Source organism: Arthrobacter sp. 10N44_2, assembly GCF_056394385.1.
Map to the genome: position 1 here is coordinate 22,881 of NZ_JBFTHT010000026.1, position 20,961 is coordinate 43,841.

19 protein-coding genes are annotated in these 20,961 nt (G+C 67.2%); all 19 read left to right on the top strand.

Annotated features, from left to right (window positions below):
- Window positions 1-56 precede the first annotated feature (56 nt).
- Window positions 57-986, top strand: a complete 930-nt coding sequence (locus AC1DBX_RS19690) for a serine hydrolase (RefSeq protein ID WP_476932551.1) — start codon at window positions 57-59, stop codon at window positions 984-986.
- 483 nt (window positions 987-1,469) lie between these two features.
- Window positions 1,470-2,135 (top strand): response regulator transcription factor, encoded by a 666-nt coding sequence (locus tag AC1DBX_RS19695; RefSeq protein WP_223913445.1) that lies wholly within the window; start codon window positions 1,470-1,472, stop codon window positions 2,133-2,135.
- A gap of 44 nt (window positions 2,136-2,179) precedes the next feature.
- Window positions 2,180-3,712, top strand: a complete 1,533-nt coding sequence (locus AC1DBX_RS19700) for a sensor histidine kinase (protein ID WP_476860490.1) — start codon at window positions 2,180-2,182, stop codon at window positions 3,710-3,712.
- Between the two features lie 301 nt (window positions 3,713-4,013).
- A complete protein-coding gene (locus tag AC1DBX_RS19705) occupies window positions 4,014-5,246 on the top strand; it encodes a glycosyltransferase family protein (protein WP_476932552.1) in 1,233 nt (410 codons plus the stop codon).
- A complete protein-coding gene (locus tag AC1DBX_RS19710) occupies window positions 5,233-6,453 on the top strand; it encodes a glycosyltransferase (protein WP_476932553.1) in 1,221 nt (406 codons plus the stop codon). Before AC1DBX_RS19705 ends, AC1DBX_RS19710 begins: the two co-directional genes overlap by 14 nt.
- A complete protein-coding gene (locus tag AC1DBX_RS19715; protein ID WP_476932554.1) occupies window positions 6,450-7,625 on the top strand; it encodes a glycosyltransferase in 1,176 nt (391 codons plus the stop codon). Before AC1DBX_RS19710 ends, AC1DBX_RS19715 begins: the two co-directional genes overlap by 4 nt.
- Complete coding sequence (locus AC1DBX_RS19720) at window positions 7,622-9,508, top strand: ABC transporter ATP-binding protein (protein WP_476932555.1); 1,887 nt, start codon at window positions 7,622-7,624, stop codon at window positions 9,506-9,508. Before AC1DBX_RS19715 ends, AC1DBX_RS19720 begins: the two co-directional genes overlap by 4 nt.
- Complete coding sequence (locus tag AC1DBX_RS19725; protein WP_476932556.1) at window positions 9,505-10,839, top strand: phosphotransferase family protein; 1,335 nt, start codon at window positions 9,505-9,507, stop codon at window positions 10,837-10,839. Before AC1DBX_RS19720 ends, AC1DBX_RS19725 begins: the two co-directional genes overlap by 4 nt.
- Window positions 10,836-11,966, top strand: a complete 1,131-nt coding sequence (locus tag AC1DBX_RS19730; protein ID WP_476932557.1) for a phosphotransferase — start codon at window positions 10,836-10,838, stop codon at window positions 11,964-11,966. The genes AC1DBX_RS19725 and AC1DBX_RS19730 overlap by 4 nt, the downstream gene beginning before the upstream one ends.
- A 5-nt stretch (window positions 11,967-11,971) precedes the next feature.
- A complete protein-coding gene (locus AC1DBX_RS19735) occupies window positions 11,972-13,099 on the top strand; it encodes a phosphotransferase (RefSeq protein ID WP_476932558.1) in 1,128 nt (375 codons plus the stop codon).
- Window positions 13,100-13,192: 93 nt separating this feature from the next.
- Entirely contained in the window at window positions 13,193-14,029 is an 837-nt protein-coding gene (locus tag AC1DBX_RS19740; protein ID WP_476932559.1) for an alpha/beta fold hydrolase, read from the top strand.
- Between the two features lie 153 nt (window positions 14,030-14,182).
- A complete protein-coding gene (uraD, locus tag AC1DBX_RS19745; RefSeq protein ID WP_476932560.1) occupies window positions 14,183-14,680 on the top strand; it encodes a 2-oxo-4-hydroxy-4-carboxy-5-ureidoimidazoline decarboxylase in 498 nt (165 codons plus the stop codon).
- Window positions 14,677-15,018 (top strand): hydroxyisourate hydrolase, encoded by a 342-nt coding sequence (gene uraH, locus AC1DBX_RS19750; protein ID WP_476932561.1) that lies wholly within the window; start codon window positions 14,677-14,679, stop codon window positions 15,016-15,018. The genes uraD and uraH overlap by 4 nt, the downstream gene beginning before the upstream one ends.
- Before the next feature lie 453 nt (window positions 15,019-15,471).
- Window positions 15,472-16,812 carry an MFS transporter gene (locus tag AC1DBX_RS19755; protein ID WP_476858189.1) on the top strand — a complete coding sequence of 447 codons (1,341 nt, stop codon included), beginning with the start codon at window positions 15,472-15,474 and terminating at the stop codon, window positions 16,810-16,812.
- A 69-nt stretch (window positions 16,813-16,881) separates the two neighbouring features.
- Window positions 16,882-17,562, top strand: a complete 681-nt coding sequence (locus tag AC1DBX_RS19760) for a GntR family transcriptional regulator (RefSeq protein WP_476858188.1) — start codon at window positions 16,882-16,884, stop codon at window positions 17,560-17,562.
- Window positions 17,562-18,347, top strand: a complete 786-nt coding sequence (locus AC1DBX_RS19765) for an aspartate/glutamate racemase family protein (RefSeq protein WP_230009168.1) — start codon at window positions 17,562-17,564, stop codon at window positions 18,345-18,347. The genes AC1DBX_RS19760 and AC1DBX_RS19765 overlap by 1 nt, the downstream gene beginning before the upstream one ends.
- Before the next feature lie 25 nt (window positions 18,348-18,372).
- On the top strand, window positions 18,373-19,842 hold the full coding sequence (locus tag AC1DBX_RS19770; RefSeq protein WP_476932562.1) for an amidohydrolase family protein: 1,470 nt from the start codon (window positions 18,373-18,375) through the stop codon (window positions 19,840-19,842).
- Between the two features lie 8 nt (window positions 19,843-19,850).
- Window positions 19,851-20,582 (top strand): maleate cis-trans isomerase family protein, encoded by a 732-nt coding sequence (locus AC1DBX_RS19775; protein ID WP_476932563.1) that lies wholly within the window; start codon window positions 19,851-19,853, stop codon window positions 20,580-20,582.
- A 190-nt stretch (window positions 20,583-20,772) separates the two neighbouring features.
- Window positions 20,773-20,961, top strand: a 189-nt coding sequence (locus AC1DBX_RS19780) for a hypothetical protein (protein ID WP_476863771.1), incomplete at its 3' end; no start/stop codon positions are given.

Below are 20,961 nucleotides of genomic sequence, written 5' to 3' on the forward strand. Positions count from 1 at the left end.
CGGCCCGGCCTAACGTCGGAGGCACCACCCAGTCGAGTCCGGAAAGGCCCACGTACATGACGAATCCGGGCCCCCGGCCCGCCGCTCCCACCCACCGCAGGAACGTGGTGCTCGTCTGGGCCGCCGCCGTGCTGGTGCTGGCCGCCGTCGTGGTCCTCGGCGCGATCCGCACCGCACCCGGCAGCGATTCCCACACCCGTGACTTCCTGACCCGCGACTTCCTGACCAGTGACGTCCTGACCGTCGCCCAGCAGCAGGAGCCGGCGGAGACCGCACCGGCAGCCCCGGCGGCCGCCGCCGTCGACCTTCCCGCCGAGATGCAGCGGATCATCGGCGCGCACCCCGACCACCGGATCGGCGTCGCCGTGCTGGACACCCGCGACGGCCAGCTGCAGAGCTACGGCGACGTGGCACCCTACACGGCGGCGAGCACCGCGAAGGTCCTGACGGCCGCCGCCTACTACCACCTCGTGGAAACCGGCGATAAGTCACTCGATGCTCCCCTGGGCGCGTTCAATGCCGCGTTCCAGCTCAAAGCCATGATCAACACCAGCAGCGACGACTCATGGCTCCTGCTGATGCGGGACATCGGCTACCCCAACCTCACCGCCTACGCCGCCACCCTCGGCATCACCTACGATCCCGAACAAAACCTGCTGGCACCGACGGACATGGCACGGCTCCTGGCGCAGCTCACCACGGGCAAGCTGCTCAACGCCGATCACACCGCGGAGCTGCTCGGCTACATGCAGCACACCAATGACGAGGACCTCATCCCGGCCGCCGTCGCCCCCGGCATCACGGTCCACCACAAGTACGGCGTGGTGCAGGGCTACGTCCACGACGCCGCCCTGCTCAGCGCCGCCGACCGCTCCTACGCGGTGGTCATCTACACGTGGGGCCCGGACGACGCCGACAGTGCGGACCGCCTGGACCTCATCCACGACCTGACTCACCAGCTCACAGGCGCGCTTTTTGGGCAATAACGGGCCGGCAGGGGCCAGCTCCTGCGAGTGAGCTGTTAACAGCCTGAAAATCAACCGATCAGAGGTGGCGCAGGCTCCATTACGGGGGCAGGATGAAAGAAGCGGGAATAGTCTCAGCCGCAGCTGCCCGATGGAACCCCACGCCGTGGGGCCGTCCTCTGGAGGAGCACCAGATGTCCATTCCTTCTGAATCAAGAACGTTCAGTCGCCCCGACGCAGGGGCCTCTTGTCCAGCGCGCGGTCCAGCACGTCCCGCCGCGCCGCCCTGACGGGTCCGCACCAGCTCAACCGCCGGCCCCACACAACGGGGCACGGGTCCGGCCCGCACTCCGGGCTGATCGAGGCTGCTGGGGCCCCGGAATTCCTCCCAGTCACATGTAGGAGACGCCGCAGTATTGGAGCAGGCCCAGGATCCCGCGAAGAGGACCGTGCAGATGCGCGGCTAGGGGAGCCTTCCGGAGCCGGGCTGTCCAGGGAGTCACCTTGACCCGCATCCTCATTGCAGAAGACGAAGAACGCATCTCCCGCTTCATCGAAAAGGGCCTGCGCGCGGCCGGCTACGTGCCCACGGTGGTCGCCGACGGCGTCACGGCCGTGGACTACGCCTCCAGCGGCGAATTTGATCTCCTGCTCCTCGACATCGGACTCCCCCGCCTGGACGGGTACGCCGTCCTCGCGGCACTGCGCCGCGGCCAGGTGGGCATCCCGGTCATCTTCCTCACGGCCCGCGGATCATCCAGCGACACCGTCGCAGCGCTGGAGGGCGGCGCCGACGACTACATCGTCAAGCCTTTCCACTTCGAGGAACTCGTGGCCCGCATCAAGGCCCGGATCCGCAAGTCGGACACCGGCGATGTGCTGGCGGGAAGCGTCATGCGCTACGGGCACTTGGAGCTGAACCTGCTCACCCACTCGGTCAGCGTCGACGGCAGGATGGTGGAACTCTCTGCCCGCGAATTCGCGTTGGTGGAAATGTTCCTGCTCCACCCCGGGCAGGTCCTGAGCCGGCAGCAACTGCTCAGCCATGTCTGGGGCTACGACTTCGACGGCACGTCCAACGTGGTGGATGTGTACGTGCGCCAGTTGCGGATGAAACTCGGCGCGGACCGGATCCTCACCACCCGCGGCGCCGGGTACCGCCTCAGCTAGGCATAGCAAGCTGATCCGCGCAGGAAGGGAACAGAGTGGCCACCTTGGATGAACATCCCAGTGAAGACGGCCAGGCCGCGCCGGCGGTTGCCTTCCCTGAGGCGGAAACCCAGGACCCGTCCGGCTGGGGCGCAAAGATCCACTCGGTGCGTTTCCGGGTGGTGGCCGCCATGCTGGGCATGATGCTCGCCGGGGTGGTCACAGCCGGGATGGTCACGTTCGTGGTCCAGTTCCAGGACTCTGATGCCAGGACCGACCAGGCGGTTCTCGACAAGGCGAATGCCGTGGTCAAGGTCGTCCAGACAAAGAAGAAAACGTCCGGTGACTACGCCAACAGGACGTACGTCAGCGCCCTTCACGAGGCCGCGGAGGATATCGAGCCGCGCAGCAACGAGGTCATGGCAGGGATAGTGGATGGGCATGTGGCATGGACCGTTGAAGGTAACGGAGACAGCAACCTCCTGAACAACAGCATGTTGGCCGATGCTGCCCAGCTCAGCAACCCGGCCGGCGCGTCCTTCGGCGAGCTGAACTCGGACGGCCGTCCACTCAGGACAGTGGTGGTGCCCATGAAGGGCGCCCCCGGGACATTCTTCCTGGTCGGCCGGGACGCCGGCGATCAACGCGAGCACAACGCCAGCTCGGTGCGGACGTATTCGCTGGTGGCCCTCGGCATGCTTCTGGCTGCAGCGGTGATCGGCAGCGTGGTTGCGGGCCGGCTGCTCGATCCACTCCGCCGTATGCGCGAGACGTCCCGGGCGGTGGGCCCGGAGGACCTCACGCAAAGGGTGACGGTGCGCAAGGGCGAGGACGACGTCACCCTGCTTGCCAAGACCTTCAACACCATGCTGGAAAGACTCGATGAGGGCGCCCAGCAACAGCAGCAGTTCCTGGACGACGCCGGCCATGAGCTGCGGACCCCGCTGACCATTCTCCGCGGGCACCTCGAGCTCGTGACGGTCGATGATCCGGACGATGTCATTGCCACCAGGGACGTGCTGCTGGACGAGGTGGACCGGATGCAGCGCCTGGTGGACGACCTCCTGCTGCTCGCCAACTCCGGCGAGATCGGCTTCATCCAGCGTGAACCCGTCCGGGTCCCGGAGCTCCTGGATCAGGTCATGGAGAAGGTGCACGTCCTGGCCGACCGGCACTGGCAGATCGATGAAAGAGCTGACTACGTGGTGGAGGCGGATCCGCAGCGCCTCACCCAGGCACTGGTCCAGCTCGCCGCGAACGCCGTCAAGTACACCGGGCCGTCCTCCACAATCGCGCTCGGCTCCCGGATTGAGCGCCCGACGGCGAACGACGGCACCTCGCTGCCCCCGCAGGACACCCTCGTGCTGTGGGTGCGCGATGACGGGATCGGCATCGCCGCCGAGGACCAGCAACGGATCTTCGAACGGTTCGGCCGGGCGCACACCGGCCGCGGCGTGGAGGGCTCGGGACTGGGCCTTGCCATTGTCGCGGCCATCGCCCAGGCACACGGGGGCGTGGCCACGGTGGAATCCGAATACGGCCACGGGGCCACCTTCCTGATCCGGATCCCCCTGCAGACCTCCGGCGTCCGCGTCTGACCTGCCCCGCCGTCTGACCTGCCCCCGCCCTCTGGCCCGCGCCTCCCCTCTGAACCGCACCCGCTGGTGCCCGTGCCTAAGCGCGGCGCCGCAAAAGCGGGCCCTTGGATGAGGAATCCTTCATCTTCCCCTCATCCCACCCTCACTCTCGGGGCGCACGCTGATGCTTATCATCAGACAGCACCTGCCCGGACACAGTCGCGACCGCGGCCTTGTCCGGGGGCACCGGGGGCGGGGGAGGATTGTTGTGGAGCCACTGCGGATAGTGCTGTACTCACATGATTCAGTGGGCCTGGGACATGTGCGTCGGAATCTGGCACTGGCCCACGCACTGAACAATCAGCTTCCCGGGCTGATCGGCCGCCCCGTCACCGGAATCCTCATCACGGGCACAGCCCTCGCACCGGCGTTCCGGTTGCCCGAGAGGTGGGACTGGGTGCTCCTTCCCGGTGTGGCGAAGGGTTCCGCGGGCTACCTGCCGCGGAACCTGACCCTGCCCATGGGGGAGCTCGTGCCATTGCGGGCCAGGCTGCTGCAGGCAACGCTGGCCGGCTTCTCCCCCCACCTCGTGGTGGTCGACCGGCACGCCACGGGCGTTCATGGCGAACTCGAAACAGCCTTGCGCCATGCCCGCACCGCCGGGCCCGTGCGCGTGGTGCTGGGCCTCCGCGAGGTCCTCGACTCGCCCGCAGCGGCCCTCGCCGAATGGGCCAGGGTGGGCGGTCCCCGCGTGGTGAAGGACCTGTTCGACGCCATCTGGGTCTACGGCGATCCCGCCGTCCACGATCCCGTGGCCGCCGGCGAAATACCGTTCGCCCTCCGAAAGCTCATCCGGTACACGGGCTACCTGGCCGTGGGGCGCCCTCCGGCCTCCGGCACCAGCTGCATGCCCGGGCGGTACTGCATGACGACGGTCGGCGGCGGCTCGGACGGCTATGCCCTGGCCCGCATCGCCGTCGCCACGCCGGTCCCGGACGGGCTGGGACACCTCGTGGTCGCCGGGCCCCAGATGCCCGCCGAGCAGCTCAATGACCTCCGGCAGCGGGCCCGCCCCGGCGTCAAAGTGGTCGCCGCAGTCGATGACATCGTGTTCCACATCCGGCACGCCGGCGCCGTCGTGGCCATGGGCGGCTACAACACGGTGTGCGAAATCATGAGCACCCCTGTCCCGGCCCTGATCGTGCCCCGCACTCAGTCGCGCGCCGAGCAGCGGATCCGGGCCGAGTCCCTCGCCGCGGCCGGGTACCTGGAGCAACACGAGATTGGCACGCTGACGCCGGAGATCCTGGCGGCCTGGCTGGCCGCCCGGTTCGGCACCACCGTGGACCGCCGTCGTGCGGTGCTGGACGGCCTGATCCGGGTTCCGCAGCTGGCCGCCGAGCTGCTGCGGCCGCTGGCCACTACCGAGCTGGCCCAAGCGGACCGGGACAGTGCCGATCAGGTCACCACCGAACGGGCCAGTGCCGAACAATTCAGCGCGGACGAAAGCGAGGCCGCAGCGAGCGTGAAAGGTGCCAGCCGTGTCGCCGTTTGAACCCGGGACGGCGTACGTCCTGAAGATGTACCCGCGGTTCTCCGAAACGTTCATCGTTTCGGAGATCCTGGCCCGCGAGGCCGCCGGGGACCGGATCGAAATCTTCTCGCTCCGTCCCACCGACGACCCCCGGTTCCACCCCGAGCTCGCCCGGGTCCAGGCACCGGTGACGTACATTGACCGCCCCATCAAGACTGTGGCCCTGTGGGAGAGCCTCCGGATGGCCGACGCGGCCGGGCTCACAGCCGCCGTCGGCCGGAATTTGGGCGAACTCGCCGCCGCCTCGGCAGACGACGCCGTGCAGGCCATCAATCTGGCCACCGCGCTGCAGAACCGCAACATCCGGCACATGCACGTCCACTTCGCCTCGGGATCAACCACCGTGGCCCGGCTGACGTCCCTCATCACCGGCATCCCGTTCTCGTTCACCGCGCACGCGGTGGATATCTTCCATGAATCGGTCCAGGACGAGGACCTGCGGCTCAAGCTCGAGCAGGCCCACCACGCCGTGACCATCAGCCAGTACAACATGCGCTACCTGCGCCGCCGCTTCCCGTCCTCGACAGCCCGGCTCCATCTGGTGCGCAACGGCCTGGAGCTGGAGCGCTTCCCGTACCGGGAGCCCCGGCCGCTCGAAGCCACCCTCCGGATCGCCGCCGTCGGGCGCCTGGTGGAGAAAAAAGGCTTCCAGTATCTGTTGCCCGCGGCCGCCGAACTGCTGGACCAAGGAGTCAAACTGGACCTCCGGATCGCCGGGACCGGGCTCATGGCCGAAGAACTGGAGGCCGGCATCGGCCAGCTCCGACTCGACGCCCATGTCCGCCTCCTCGGCCCGCAGACCCAGGACCAGGTCCACGAGCTGCTCCACTCCTCCGATGTCTTCGTGGCGCCCTGCGTGGTCGGCGCCGACGGCAACGCGGACGGCATGCCCACGGTCCTGCTCGAGGCCATGGCCACGGGCGTCCCCTGCGTCAGCACATCCGTCACCGGGATCCCCGAAGTAGTCCGGAACGGCTCCACCGGGGTCCTGGTCCGGCCGGGCAACCCGCACGCCCTGGCCCGCGGCATCTGCACGCTCGGCTCCCCGGCCACGGACAGGCTAGCCATGTCCCGCAACGCCCGCGCCCTGATCGAGGAGGACTACGACGTCCACCGCCAGGCCGAGCTCCTGAGGTCCCTCTCCCGTTCTGAAAGGAGAGTCGCATGACCCGCGTGGCCTATCTCTGCGCCGACCCCGGCGTTCCTGTCTTCGGCACCAAGGGCTCCTCCGTCCATGTCCAGGAAATCGTCCGGGCGTGGCGCGGCACCGGCGCCGCCGTCACCGTCTACTGCACCCTGCTCGGCACCGAGCGGCCCAGCGACCTTGCCGATCTCGACGTCGTCGAAGTCAAGCCGGAATCCGTCCCCGCCTCCGCGCGGGAACGGGCGGTCCAGGACGCCGCGCTGGGCCTGGCGGACGAGGTCCTGCGCAACGGCTGCGGGCTGTTCTACGAGCGCTATTCGCTGTTCAGCCCGGCGCTGTCCGTGGTGGCCCGCATCCTGGACGTGCCGTCCGTGCTGGAGGTCAATGCGCCGCTGATCGAGGAGCAGCAGCGGTACCGCCAGCTGCTCGACGTGAAGAAGGCTGAGACGGTCTTCCGCCGCAACGCCGCGACGGCCGACGTCGTGGCCTGCGTCTCGGATCCCGTGGTCCGCTGGGTGCGGGCGCGGGTGCCGACCGCCAGGACCGTGCTGGCGCCTAACGGAGTGAACGTCGAACGGATCACGGCCCGCCGCCCCGGCCGCCGGAATCCGGACCACCTCACCGTCGGGTTCGTCGGAACCTTGAAGCCCTGGCACGGTGTCCCCGGCTTGCTGCACGGTGTCGCCCTGGCCAACCAGCAGACCGCCGACCCGGGCCTGCGCTGGCAGCTCCATGTGGTGGGTGACGGCCCCGGCCGGCAGGACCTCGAACGCCTCGCCGAATCCCTCGGCGTGCCGACCGTTTTCTCGGGCCCCGTCGCGCCGGCTGCGGTGCCCGGCCTCCTGGCAGAATTCGACGCCGCCGCCGCACCCTATCCCCCGGACGGACCTGGCCAGGACGATTACTTCTCGCCGCTGAAGGTTTTTGAGTACATGGCGGCCGGGTTGCCTGTGATCGCGAGCGCCGTGGGCCAGATCCCGTCCATCATCCAGGACGGCCGCACCGGGATCCTCGTCCCGCCCGGGGACCCCGCCGCGCTCGCGGACGCCCTCCTCCGGCTCGGCCAAGACCCGAATTTGCGGGAAAGGCTGGGGCTCGAGGCCCGCACCGACGCCGTGCAGCGGTTCAGCTGGAGCGGGGTGCTGTCCCGGATCACCGAGGCGCTGCCGCCTGCACGCAGACTGGCCAGGCAATGACCACTACTGCCAGGCATTCGCACCCCCGCAGCTGGCGGACCTTGTGGCGACGGACCCGCACCAGCGCACCGGCTGAACTCTCACCGCTGCGGCGGACCTTGCGGTGCGTCCGCCCGCATTTGCGCGGGCACAGGCTGCTCATCACTTGGGGATTCATTGCTATGGCCGTGGAAATCCTCTTCCGGCTTCTTGAGCCGTGGCCGGTGAAAATCGTCCTGGACTCCGTCTCACACTCACTCGGCGCCAATCTGCGCAGGTCCCCGCTCAGCGTGGAGGCGAGCGCGGAGGTGTTGATCCTCTGCGCCGGCGCGGTGGTTGTCATCTGCCTGATCCGGGCCGTGGCCGGCTACGTGTCCGCGATTTCGTTTGCCCTGGTGGGTACCCGGATTTCCTCCGAATTGCGCGCCCGAACCTTCCGCCACCTCCAGGGCCTGTCGATGCGCCACCACAGCCGCGCCTCCACCGGCGACACTGTCCAGCGGCTCGTCGGAGACGTGTCCCGGCTGCAGGATGTGGCCGTCACTGCGGGGCTCCCCCTCATCGGCAATTTCGTGTCGCTGATAGCAATGATGTTCATTATGCTTTGGCTCGATCCTTTGATCGCACTGGTGACGTTCCTGTCCATCGGGATATTCGTTTTGGTGTCCCGCAAGAACTCGGGATCGATTACTACCGCGGCCCGCAAGTCACGCAAGGGTGAAAGCGCCCTGGCCACCACCGCCGCCCAGACGTTGGGCGCAATGCGCGAAGTCCAGGCGTATGGACTCGAAGACACCCTCAGCTCGGGCTTCAGTAAGAGCAACCAGTCGGCACTTGGCTCCGGCGTGGTCACGCTGCGGCTGGCCGCCAGCCTGCAACGGAAGACCGACGTCCTGACGGGAATCGCGACGGCGGTGGTCCTGGCTGCCGGCGGATGGAGGGTGATGCAGCACGTGATGACCCCGGGTGATCTGGTCGTCTTCCTCACTTACCTGAAAACCGGGCTGAGGCCACTCAAGGATGTGGCCAGGTACACGAGCCGCATCGCCCGCGCGACGGCCTCCGGGGAACGGGTTGCGGACCTGCTTGAGGCCCAGAGTGACGTGCCCGAGTCACCGCACGCCGTCGCCCTCAGGAACCCGCACCCGGACATTGTGTTCGAGGACGTCTGGGCCGGCCATTTCGAGGAAACCGCGGTGCTCAAGGGAATCACCCTGACCATACCGGCAGGTCAGCACTGCGCCGTGCTGGGGCCCTCCGGGGCCGGAAAGTCCACGCTGGCAAGCATGATCCTCCGGATGGTGGACCCGTGGAAGGGGAGTGTCAGCCTCGGCGGCGAGGACCTGCGGGACCTCAAGATCGCTTCCGTCCGCGCCCACGTCTCCATCCTGCTCCAGGACTCCGTGCTGTTCGGAACTTCCGTCCGGGAGAACATCAGGTTCGGCCGCCTCGATGCCACCGATGAGGAGATCGAAGCCGTGGCGGCCCTCGCACAGGCCGACGGTTTCATCCGCGCGCTGCCCCAGGGCTACGAAACCGTCCTTGGCGAGGCGGCCAACAATCTTTCCGGGGGCCAGCGTCAACGGCTGGCCGTCGCCCGTGCCATGCTCCGCAAGGCCCCGATCGTGATCCTGGACGAGGCGACCGCCGGGCTCGATCCGGCATCCCGGGATTCGGTCCTCAGCGCCCTGGACACACTCACCGAGGGCCGGACCTCCATCACGATCACCCACGACGTCAACTCGGCCCAATCGTGCGACCGGGTGATCTGGCTCGAAGACGGCCAAATCCTGGAAGACGGGCCGCCGCAGTCATTGCTGGCCGATCCGGATTCCCGCTTTGCCGGCTGGGTCCACAGGCAGCAGACCCCCGAGCCGGGTGAACTGTTCAAGGTGCCGACATGAGCACCCCGCAGGGACAAAGACTGCAGGAACAGTGGCTGCAGGCGCAGCGGCGCGACGCTGACCGTGCCCTGGCGGCCCGTGACCCCCGGATCCCGGCCCTGAACTGGGTGCTCGACGACGAGCTGCTCTCCGAGCTACTGGGCGAAAGTGTCCGGATCATCAGGACCCGCTACAAACCGCACACCTCCGCCCTCGTCGCCTTCCGCCGGACCGGCAACGGCAGCTACGGCAACGGCAGTTATCCCAGCGGCGCCGGCAGCTACGGCTGGGCATTGACCACAACACCGGAGCACGTCGGGAAACTGCAGCAGCGGGCAGATAGCTCGCAAAAGCGCGACGGCGGCATCCGGCTTGTCCAGCCCGACCGTCCGCACGGTGACGTCGTCGTGGCTGTCGGCCCCATCGAAGAGGACTGGCCGCTGCGCCCCAACCTGCGGTGGCTCCGGGACCAAGGACTCCGTCGGCTCGGAGCGCTCCCCGCGGCAGGGCGCTTCCTGGACCCCCCGGTCAGCGTGCTGAGATACAACCCGGAGCGCAGGCTCGTTGTCAGGATCCCATCGGCGACACTGCCCGTCGTCGTCAAGACCGCCGTCCAAGCTGACGAAGCTGCCGAAGGCCTCCGCCTGCGGCAGCGGCTTCAGAGCCACGGCATCCCGGTCCTGCCCGAACTCGCCGACCCGGAATGCGCCGCGCACGGCATCAGCGCCTCCCCGGACTGGGGCCACGGAGACCTGGGCGGCGTCGACAACGATCCGGCCGCCTACCGGGCCGGCCAAGCCCTGGCGGCGATCCATGGAATGGACGCGGGAACCGGAGCGGACCCGATGGCGGACATGGAGGACCTTGTACGCCAGCTCATGGCCACGCGGTCCATGATCACTTGCCTGCTCCCCGGGCTCGAGGCTCCGGTGGACGCGCTCACCGGCCGGCTCCTGGCAGCTGTCGGCGCCGCCGGCCCTCGAAGGCAACAGCCGGTGATGGTCCACGGTGACTTTTCGGCGGACCAGGTACTGGTGGACGGCCCGGCCGTCCGCATCATCGATTTCGACCGAGTCAGGACCTCCGACCCGGCCAGAGACCTTGGGTCCTTTGCCGCGGTGGAGGACATCGCAGACCCCGCCGGCGTCGGGCCCGTCGCCGGCGGCCGCAAGACGGCCCAGCTGATCGACGGTTACCGCGAGGCCGGCGGGCACGTATCGCAGGCCAGGGTGGAGACCTGGGCGGCCTTCCGGTTGTTCCTGAACAGCGTCGACCCGTTCAGGAACCGGGCCAGCGACTGGCCGGCCGACACGAGCTGGCATATCCGCCGGGCCCTGGAGTTGATCGCATGAGCTGGCACCCGCCGCTTTGGAAATACACCGACGACGCCGGCACGGCGTGGCGCGTCCACAACGCGTGGCCCGGTAAAGAACCCGGAGAATACCTGCTTGAGGTCCGGACTGCAGAACGGCCCGGCGTTCGGGGAGCACATCTGAGCCATGGCCACTTTGAGATCCTGCCGGAGGACGATCCCGAACTGCCGGCCCTTCGGACCGAAAGACAGCGCGGGGAAATCATTTCCCACTGGCCCTACACGCGGGCGATCATCCGGGCGGAGGGATGCTACATCAAAGTCTTCCGGCCCGGCAGGGCCGCGGTCCCGGCCGAACGGTACGCCCAGATGGACCTCCTGCTGGACGCCGGCGCCTTTACGGCGCCCGAGGTGCTTCAGAGCTCCCCGGACACCCTCGTTTTGAGCGCCCTCTCCGGACCGACGCTCGGCGAAATCGGCGAGGACTACGTCACGATCGGCGACAAGGAGTTTGCCGGCGCATGGGAAGAATGGTCCAGCGCCTGGCTCGCCCAGCTGAGCGCGGCGTCTGACGTCAGCAGACAAACCGTTCTGGGCGCCCTGCCGGTCCATTCACCGGAGGTGGAAGCGAGGGGCGTGGCCCGTTGGTTGAAACTATGGCTGCGCCACACAGAGAATGTTCCGGAATTGTCCACCCAACGTGGCACCTTGATCGCCATGGCAGATTACGTCACGGCGAACCTGCTCGGCTCGGTACCGGACGCGCTGGTATGGGCCCACGGAGACCTGCATGACCGGCAGATCATCGCTGGCGACGGCCGGTCCCCGTTCGGGCTGCTGGACTTCGACGATACTGCCCGGGCCGAGGCCGCCCGCGACCTCGCCTACCTGGATTTCCATCTGGAGCGGCGCATGTGGCGCAGTAACCTGACGCCGGCGCGATACCTTAAGGCCCACACAAAGGTGCTGGCCGTGGCCGAGCAATTGCAGGTCAACCCGGATCGGTTCGATGCCTACTCGGACGCACGCTGGCTGCGACTGGCCTGTTCTTCGCTCCCTTCGGGCTCATCGCTGGCGACCCGCGTTCTCGAGGACCGGGTAAGGCATCGTCAGTCCTTCGGATCCACCGTCCTGGCCAGCAGCCGGCCCCTCGGATCCCGGAGCTGATCCCCATGGGCTGGCACCCGCCCGTCCCGGCCGCCATCCTGGATGCTGACAACACCGAATGGCAGGTCATCCGCTCCTGGCCCGACGACTCCGCGGAGGACTACGTCCTGGAGTTGGGGGTTCCCGGCCGGGCAGGGGTCCGGGCAGCCCACCTCCGGGCGGGCCAGCTGGAGCTCCTGCGGGACGGCCGCGACCGGCGTCTCCCCGCCCTGAAGCGCGCGTCGCCGCTGGGGGTGGTGGTGGTGCACCGGGCCCACAAGCGTGCCGTGGTCAGAGCCGGGGAGCACCACCTCAAGCTCTTCCGGGCCCGCCAGTCCGACGAAGCGGTGGGCAGGCACGAACGGATGAACGAGCTCCTCGGCGCAGGGGACTTCCTCACCCCGGAAATTGTTTCCTCCACCCCTGGCTGCCTCACCCTCATGACGCTGCCCGGCCGTTCCCTGTTCGAGCTGGGAATCGACCCCGCGGTCAGCGATGTGGTCTTTGAAAATGCCTGGCAAAAATGGTCCCGGGCCTGGGTCCGGCAGCATTCCCTGGCCTTGGCGCCCGCGCACCGCCCCACTCTCCAGGCGCTCCCTGTCCGGACGGCCGCCGTCGAACTGGCGAGACTGCAACACACGGTGCACCTGTGGCTGGTGCACGCCGGGGACATTCCGGCGGCGCAAGCCGAGCGCGCGGCCGTCCGCGGGGCCGCGGGGCAGGCCGCCCAAAAGCTGCTCCGGACCGATCCGGATCCGCTGGTGTGGTCGCACGGGGACCTTCACGACAAGCAGATCTTCACCCTGGATCCCGGCGCTCCCCTGGGTCTGCTGGACTTCGATGAAGCCTGCCGCGCCGAGGCCGCCGCCGACCTCGGCAACATCGCCGTGCACCTTCAGCTGCGCCTGCACCAACACCGCCTGACCGCCGAAAGGTACCAAACCGCCCGCCGCCACGTCATCGCCACGGCCAAGGAACTGCATGTCACCCCGGCGCGCTTCGACGCTTACGCCGCCGCGACCCGCCTGCGGCTCGGCTGCCTGTATTCCTTCCGGCCGCAGTGGGCCGACCTGGCGGAGGACTTCCTCATTCCGGATGGTGAACAGGCCCTGGCGGCGGGAGTTCCGGCCGCTAAAGTGGAGCCCACGTACTGACTGCACACCAGATCGAAACCGCCCCACATCGAACCGCCCCACACCGAACCACCGAACCACCGCGCATTGCGCCGAACCGGGAGGACCGCTGGCATGGCTTACATCAAGGTTGGAACCGAAAACAGCACAGACGTTGAGCTCTACTACGAGGACCACGGATCCGGCCAGGCCGTGGTCCTTATCCATGGCTACCCGCTGGACGGCTCGTCGTGGGAAAAGCAGACCGCGGCGCTTCTCGGCGCGGGCTACCGTGTGATCACCTACGACCGGCGCGGCTTCGGACAGTCCAGCAAACCCACCGAGGGCTACGACTACGACACGTTCGCGGCGGACCTCAACACCCTCCTGACCACCCTCGACCTGAACGACGCCGTGCTGGTGGGCTTCTCCATGGGCACCGGCGAAGTGGGCCGCTACCTCGGAACCTACGGGTCCGCCCGGGTCTCGAAAGCGGTGTTCCTGGCCTCGCTGGAGCCGTACGTGCTGCAGGCCGAGGACAACCCCGACGGTGTCCCGCAGTCGGTGTTCGACGGGCTGATGGAGGCCGTGACGGCGGACCGGTACGCCTTCTTCACCCAATTCTTCAAGAACTTCTACAACAGCGACACTTTCCTGGGCACTCCCCGGCTCAGCCAGGAGGTCCTGAACGCGGGCTGGAACCTCGCCACCGGGGGTGGGCCCATGGCGTCGTCGGCGGCGCAGCCAACCTGGCTCACGGACTTCCGAGCCGACATCCCCAAGATCGATGTCCCGGCCCTCATTGTGCACGGCACGGCGGACAACATCCTGCCGATCGACGTCGCCGGCCGCCAATTCGCCAAGGCGCTGCCGAGTGCCGAGTACGTGGAGATCGACGGCGCCCCGCACGGCATGCTGTGGACCCACGCCGCGGAGATCAACGAGGTTCTGCTGCGGTTCCTGGCGAGCTGACCGGGGCCGCCGCGGAGCCGCCCTGGTTGACACAGCTCAGACGGGTACGGTTCAATCTTTTGCATATGCTGAAATAACAGTTCCACGATACGAATATTTTGTCCGTATAGCCCTACACCGTGGATGCCAGCATTGACACTAAGGATCTGGCACATGCTGTTGGACGACTTTAATGCCGCCGGACGCGCGGAGGCCGCCGCCGCCCTGCGCCCCTGTCTGGACATCGAGCGATGGATTGAGGAGATCGTCGGCTTGAGGCCCTTCGACAGTACGGAAATCCTCCTCCAAACCGCCGGCCGCGCGGCGGAACCGTTCACCGAGGCGGAGGTGGAAGCCGCGCTGGCCCACCATCCCCGCATCGGCGAACGGGCCGCAGGAAACGGCGTGGAGGCCCGGCTCTCCCAATCGGAGCAGGCGAGCCTGGGCGCTCCGGATCCGGCCGTCGCCGCAGCCATCGACGCCGGGAACCGGAGCTATGAAGAGAAATTCGGCCAGGTCTTCCTGATCCGCGCGGCCGGCCGGAGCCGCGAGGAGATCCTGGCGGCCCTCAACGCCCGGCTCGCCCACACTCCCGAAGAAGAACAAGTGATCGTCGGCCAGCAGCTGCGCGAAATCGCGGTACTCCGACTCGAAGGACTGATAGGCGCATGAGCACTTCCCACGTCACTACCCACGTTCTGGACACGGGCTCGGGCAAGCCCGCCGCGGGCGTCGCAGTCACCTTGGACAGGCTCGACGGCGAACGCTGGGTCAGGATCGCGGCCGGCGCCACGGACGATGACGGCCGCGTGAAGTCGCTCGGCCCCGACAGCCTGGGCTCCGGCACCTACCGCCTGGGCTTCGACACCGGAGCCTATTACGAGGCCGCCGGGACCGAGACCTTCTTCCCCGAAGTCACACTGACCTTTGCGGTGTCCGAAGCGCAGGCCCACTACCACGTCCCGCTTCTGCTGAGCCCCTTCGCCTACTCCACCTACCGGGGCAGCTAAGCCCGGAGCAGCCAAGACCGGCTGCCAGCACCACGTCACACCCCTACCGGCCCCGGCACCGCTCCGGGAACAGGCCTCCCTGCCTGGTGGCCGGCGCAGCCATGTTCCGGCGCAGCCATGTTCCGGCGCAGCCCGCCCCCAGGGCCAGTCACAAACGACATTTTCGCGGCGAACCGGCCCAGCCGGCCCATGACCCTTGACAGTGGCCCACGTCACTCCTAATCTGAATTTTGGGATCCCAAATCGGGATCCCAAAACAAGAAAGCTTACCGGGCCCCGCCCTCCCAGATTCTGCACCTGATCCGAACCTGATGTCAGCGCTGACATCAGCCCTATCAACCGCTGCGATCGACACACGGCCCGCGCACAGGACGCCCCACACTCCGGCATCCTGACCCTCAAACAAATCCCCCATCACCTGCCGGCATGTTTACTCTCTATCAAGGAGAAGTTGTGTCTCTTCCAAATACCGAAACAGCAGTACAGCCCGATGACCTCACAAGCTCCAAGGACGGCGTGCAACGGCGCACGAATGTCCGATGGAAAATGTTCCTACTCCTGCTGGTCCTCGTGTCCGTGAACTACATCGACCGGGGATCCATCTCTGTTGCCCTGCCCATCATCCAGAAGGAATTCAACATGGCCCCGGAGCTCGTGGGCCTCCTGCTCTCAGCCTTCTTCTGGACCTACGCCCTCATGCAGATCCCGGTCGGCTGGCTGATCGACAAGTTCGGCCCCCGCAAGGTGATGACCGCGTCCTGCGTCGGCTGGGGCGCCGCAACGGCGGCCTCCGGCCTGGCCGGAGGCTTTGTCAGCATGTTCATCGCCCGCCTGGGCATCGGCGTCACCGAGGCCGGGGTCATGCCGGCCGGCGGAAAACTGAATGCCATCTGGATGCACAAATCGGAACGCGGCCGCGGCGCCACCATCCTTGACGCCGGAGCCCCTTTGGGCGCCGGGCTCGGCGGCATCCTCATCGCAGGCCTGATCGCCTCGACGGGCAGCTGGCGGAGCTCCTTCATCATCGCCGGCGCCGCCACCGTCCTCATGGGCCTCGCCGTCTGGTGGTACGTCCGGGACAACCCCCGCCAGCACCGCGGAGTCAACGACGCCGAGGCCGAGTACATCGAGGCCTCCCACGCCGCCGAGGACGCCGAAGCCGAGCTCGACGGCAGCAAGGGCAAGCGCGCCCTGCTCCCCTACCTGAAGTTCCGTTCCTTCTGGGCCATGTGCTTCGGCTGGCTGGGCTTCAACGGCGTCTTCTACGGCCTGCTCACCTGGGGCCCGCTCTACCTGGCCCAGGCCAAGGGCTTTGACCTGAAGACCATCGGCTGGTCCACGTTCGTGATCTTCGGCGCCGGTTTCGTCGGCGAAATCCTCGGCGGCACCATCGCCGACAAATGGCGGGCATCTGGCGCCTCGGCCAACCGCGTCATGCGCACCCTCCTGGGCACCTCAAGCGTCGTAGTGATCGGCGGCCTTGTCGGTGTCACCGTCGTTGCCGACCCGACGACGGCGGTAGTCCTGCTCTCCGTCGTCATGTTCTTCCTTCGCTGGGTGGGCCTCTTCTGGAGCATCCCCTCGATCCTGGGTGGCCGGACCAACGCCGGCGTCCTGGGCGGCGCGATGAACTTCAGCGGCAACATCTCCGGCTTCGTCACCCCGATCGCGGTCGGCCTGATCGTCGGTGCCACCGGCTCATACACCTGGGCGCTGCTGTACTTCGTGGGATCCGCGATCATCATGGGCGCATCCGTGCTGACCCTGAACTACAACAAGCGGCTCCCTGTCTAAGCTAGGCCACGAAACACCAGTTCCCGAAGCCGGGAACGCAGTGCCATAAAGAACCCGAAATGGAGCACCATGCTTACCGCAGAAGAAACCCAGGACAAGGAACGCCCCCTCCGGGAGGCTGTCCGGGACACCCTCCGCAACAGGATCTTTGAAGGGCACTACGTTCCCGGCACCAGGCTGGTGGAGCGCGACCTCGCCGCCGAATTCAACGTCTCCCGCCTCCCGGTCCGCGAGGCGCTGCGAATGCTGCGCCAGGAAGGCCTGGTCAGCGACCGCGGCGCTCGCGGGGCCGAAGTCAGCTCGCTCAGCCCCAAAGACGTGGAGGATCTCTTCGACGTCCGCCAGTCGCTCGAAGTGCTGGCCTGCAGGCTGGCCGCGGCCCGCGCCACACCGGAGGACCTCAGTGCGCTGGAAGCCTTGTTGGACGTGGCCGAGCTCTCTCTAGCCAAGGGCGCCATTATGGACGCCCACCGGGCCAACAGCGAATTCCACGATGCCATCACCCGGATCGCCAACAACGGCTTCCTCAAATCGGCGCTCGAACCCCTCCAGGGCCGGATGCACTGGCTGTTCCGGCATGTGAGCGACCTCCCCGAACTCATCGAAGAACATCGGGCGCTCTACACCGCGATCGCCAGCGGTGACCCTGACCGGGCGGCTGCCCAGTCGGCGTCGCACATCGACAAATACCGGGAACAGTTTCCGGAGAATTTCCGCCGGACGGAACCCGACCTTCATCGGAAGAAGTAATGAAACTCCTTGTCATCAACCCCAACATCAGCAACGATGTCACTTCGCTGATCGAATCCGAAGCCCGGCGTTCAGCCTCGCCCGGAACCGAACTGGTAGTCCGGACCGCCGGCCACGGCGTCGAATACATCGAAACCCGCTTTGAATCGCTGATCGCCGCCGGTGCCGTCGCCGAAATCATCGCAGAGTACACTCGCGACGGCGCCAGCGTCGACGGCGTGGTGGTCGCCGCATTCGGCGACCCAGGGATGCCGGCGCTGAAGGAACTCGCCGACGTCCCCGTCATCGGAATTACCGAGGCGGCACTTTGCGCCGCCGCCCTGCAGGGGCACCGGTTCTCGATCATCGCCATCTCGGACCGCATCCGGCCCTGGTATCTGGACTGCGTTGAACGGTTCGGGCTCGCCGGCCGGCTGGCCTCGATCCGCTCCATCAACGAGAGCCTCAACGGCATCGGTTCCGTGCAGCAGGACTTCAAGGAGACCCTGCTGGCGCTCAGCCGCCAGGCCGTCGCCGAGGACGGGGCCGACGTCGTGATCCTCGCCGGCGCGCCGCTCGCCGGACTTGCCCGCGAGCTTGCAGGCCAGATCCCCGTTCCCGTGGTGGACGGCATTTCCGCTGGCATCCAGATGGCCCAGTCCGTAGTCAACCTCCAGTCCGGTCCGCACCGGGCCGGCGCCTTCGCGCCGCCACCGGTCAAGGCCCGCAAGGGGCTTTCGAAAAACCTCGATGCCGCCCTCACGACGGCGCAGCACGCCACCCGGCTGCCCGCACCGTCCCACTAATTTTCTTTCTCGAAGGAGGACAACGATGTCCCACACCCCAGACCTTGTCATTGCCAACGGCACCGTGGTCAACAGTTTCGGCCGCCAGAATGTGCACGTCGTGGTGCACGGCAGGACGATCGTCCAGCTCGTGGACGCTTCTGAGCCGGTCCCCGCTGCCGCCAGGACCATCGACGCCGCCGGCCAGCTGGTGATTCCGGGTGGCGTGGACGGCCACTGCCATGTCGCCCAGGTAACCGGACGGTTCCGTACCCTGGACGACTACCGGACAACATCCACCGCTGCCCTCTGGGGCGGCACCACCACCATTATCGACTTCGGCATCCCCCGCGACGCCCGCGAGACCCCGCTGGCCGCGGTGTTGCACAAGAAGGAACTGGCACGCGAGTCCCGCTGCGACGTCGCCCTGCACGGCTCGGTGGTCCAGTGGGACGAGACTGTGCCGTGGCAGCTCGAACAGCTCGCCGCCGAAGGTGTCCGTTCGGTCAAGATGTACACCACGAACCGGGGCACCACCATGGCCGACGGGGACACCATCCTGAAGGTCATGCGCGAGATGGTCCGGCTCGACGGCCTTACCTACATCCACGCCGAACACGATCCCATCATTGCCGACTGCACCCAGCAGCATGCGGACGACGGCCGCATCGGCATCGAACACCTGCACCGGACCCGGCCCGAACTCGCGGAGGAGATCTCGGTCAAGGAGACCCTGGCGATGGCCGAGTACACCAACGCTCCCGTCTACTTTGTGCACCAGTCCACGCCGGGGGCCGTAGACCTCGTCGCCGGGGCCCGCAGCCACGGAATGGACGCCTTCTCGGAAACGTGCCCGCACTACCTCACCCTGGACGACACCGTCTACGGCACGTCCTTCCCCGAGTGGTACGCCTGCTGCCCGCCGATGCGCAGCCCCGAGACCGTCGCCGCGCTGCGGGACCGGCTTGCCGCCGGAGCCATCCACACGGTGGCCTCGGACCACTCCTGCTACGACCTCACGCAAAAACGCGAGCGATCCGATGACATCCGCGCCATGCCGCACGGCCTGCCGGGAGTGGAAACCCGCATGCCTGTCACCTTCACCGCCATGATGGACGCCACCGGCGGGGCAGCCCGGGTGGAGGATTTCGTGGAAGTGTTCGCCGCCGGTCCGGCCCGGATCAACGCCCTGCCGGGCAAGGGAACGATCGCAGCAGGGTACGACGCCGACCTCGTCGTCTTCGATCCCGCACAGGAACTCACCGTTGACGGCGCTGCCCTGCACATGGGAACGGATTTCTCGCCGTTCGACGGCAGGACGCTCACCGGCTGGCCCGCCGTCGTGGTGTCCGCCGGACGCGTCGTGCTGGACGCCGGCGGCTTCCATGACCCCGGCCCCGTGGGCCAGTTTGTGGCCCGAAACGGTTTCCGCGAGCACCAGGCGGCCGCGGCCGCGGCCACCGCCCCCGTCAGCGCCACCCCCGCCCCCGCCGCTGTCTACCCCGCTGCCCGCTAGGAGCACCCATGCCTTCCGCAACCCGCCCCACCCGTATCGGCATGATCGTGCCGTCCTCCAACACCTGCCTTGAGCCGCAAAGCTACCGGATCCTCGGCGACCGCGACGACGTGACAATCCACTTCGCCAGGATCCAGGTCACGCGGATCGCCCTCGACGATTCCTCCGACCGGCAATTTGATGCCCCGGCAATGCGGGCTGCCGCCGAGATCCTGGCGACCGCCGACGTCGACGTCATCGCGTGGAACGGCACTTCAGGATCGTGGCTCGGCGCCGATCACGACCGCGAACTCGTCAAGGGAATACAGGACGCCACCGGCATTCCCGCCACCACCTCCACACTGGCCTACATGGAGGCCTTCCGGTCCTTCGGCACCGAGCGGATCGGGCTGTTCACCCCGTACACGGAGGACGTCAACGAACGGATCGTGGCGTCCTACGAACGGGACGGGATCAAAACACTTGACCACCGTTTCCTCGGCCTGAGCGACAACGAATCATTCGCCCGGGTCTCCGACGCCGAGATGCGGCCCGGATCCCTGGAACTCGCGGCACAGAACCCGGACGCGCTCGTGTACCTCTGCACCAATCTCTACGGTGCCAACATCGCGGAGGAAATCGAGGCGGCCATGGGCGTTCCCGTGCTCGATTCGGTGGCCGTGACCCTGTGGCACTGCCTCAAAATAGCCGGCGCCCCGCTGCTCTCCCCGCGGTGGGGCAGGCTGCTCACCTCAGCCTGACCGCCAAGGCAACGCGGGGTCAGATACGGCCGATGCCGGGCGGCTTTATGGGCCGTATCTGACCCCGCGTTGCCTTGTGTACCGACCTTTCAACCGATTGTGACTGCCGGGCCGCGGTGATGCGCCGCTGATGTTGACGCGTCCCAGCCTCTCTCGATAATCTCGAAATGCAAGAAAGTTTTTCCACATAATGAAAAATATTGATCACCATTCAACGATGAAGAGTGAGGTGGACGTGGCTGCAGGAGAAGATACCTCCCATATCCTCAGCGGGTTGACAAACCAGCTGCCTGATCGTGATCCGGAAGAGACCGCCGAATGGCTGGAGTCCCTGGATACCCTGATTCAGGAACAAGGCACCGAACGTGCCCAGTACATT

Coding starts and splice junctions, on each gene's coding strand:
- AC1DBX_RS19690 (WP_476932551.1), top strand. CDS start 57: ATGACGAATCCGGGCCCCCGGCCCGCCGCTCCCACCCACCGCAGGAAC.
- AC1DBX_RS19715 (WP_476932554.1), top strand. CDS start 6,450: ATGACCCGCGTGGCCTATCTCTGCGCCGACCCCGGCGTTCCTGTCTTC.
- AC1DBX_RS19720 (WP_476932555.1), top strand. CDS start 7,622: ATGACCACTACTGCCAGGCATTCGCACCCCCGCAGCTGGCGGACCTTG.
- AC1DBX_RS19725 (WP_476932556.1), top strand. CDS start 9,505: ATGAGCACCCCGCAGGGACAAAGACTGCAGGAACAGTGGCTGCAGGCG.
- AC1DBX_RS19730 (WP_476932557.1), top strand. CDS start 10,836: ATGAGCTGGCACCCGCCGCTTTGGAAATACACCGACGACGCCGGCACG.
- AC1DBX_RS19735 (WP_476932558.1), top strand. CDS start 11,972: ATGGGCTGGCACCCGCCCGTCCCGGCCGCCATCCTGGATGCTGACAAC.
- AC1DBX_RS19740 (WP_476932559.1), top strand. CDS start 13,193: ATGGCTTACATCAAGGTTGGAACCGAAAACAGCACAGACGTTGAGCTC.
- uraD (WP_476932560.1), top strand. CDS start 14,183: ATGCTGTTGGACGACTTTAATGCCGCCGGACGCGCGGAGGCCGCCGCC.
- uraH (WP_476932561.1), top strand. CDS start 14,677: ATGAGCACTTCCCACGTCACTACCCACGTTCTGGACACGGGCTCGGGC.
- AC1DBX_RS19760 (WP_476858188.1), top strand. CDS start 16,882: ATGCTTACCGCAGAAGAAACCCAGGACAAGGAACGCCCCCTCCGGGAG.
- AC1DBX_RS19765 (WP_230009168.1), top strand. CDS start 17,562: ATGAAACTCCTTGTCATCAACCCCAACATCAGCAACGATGTCACTTCG.
- AC1DBX_RS19770 (WP_476932562.1), top strand. CDS start 18,373: ATGTCCCACACCCCAGACCTTGTCATTGCCAACGGCACCGTGGTCAAC.
- AC1DBX_RS19775 (WP_476932563.1), top strand. CDS start 19,851: ATGCCTTCCGCAACCCGCCCCACCCGTATCGGCATGATCGTGCCGTCC.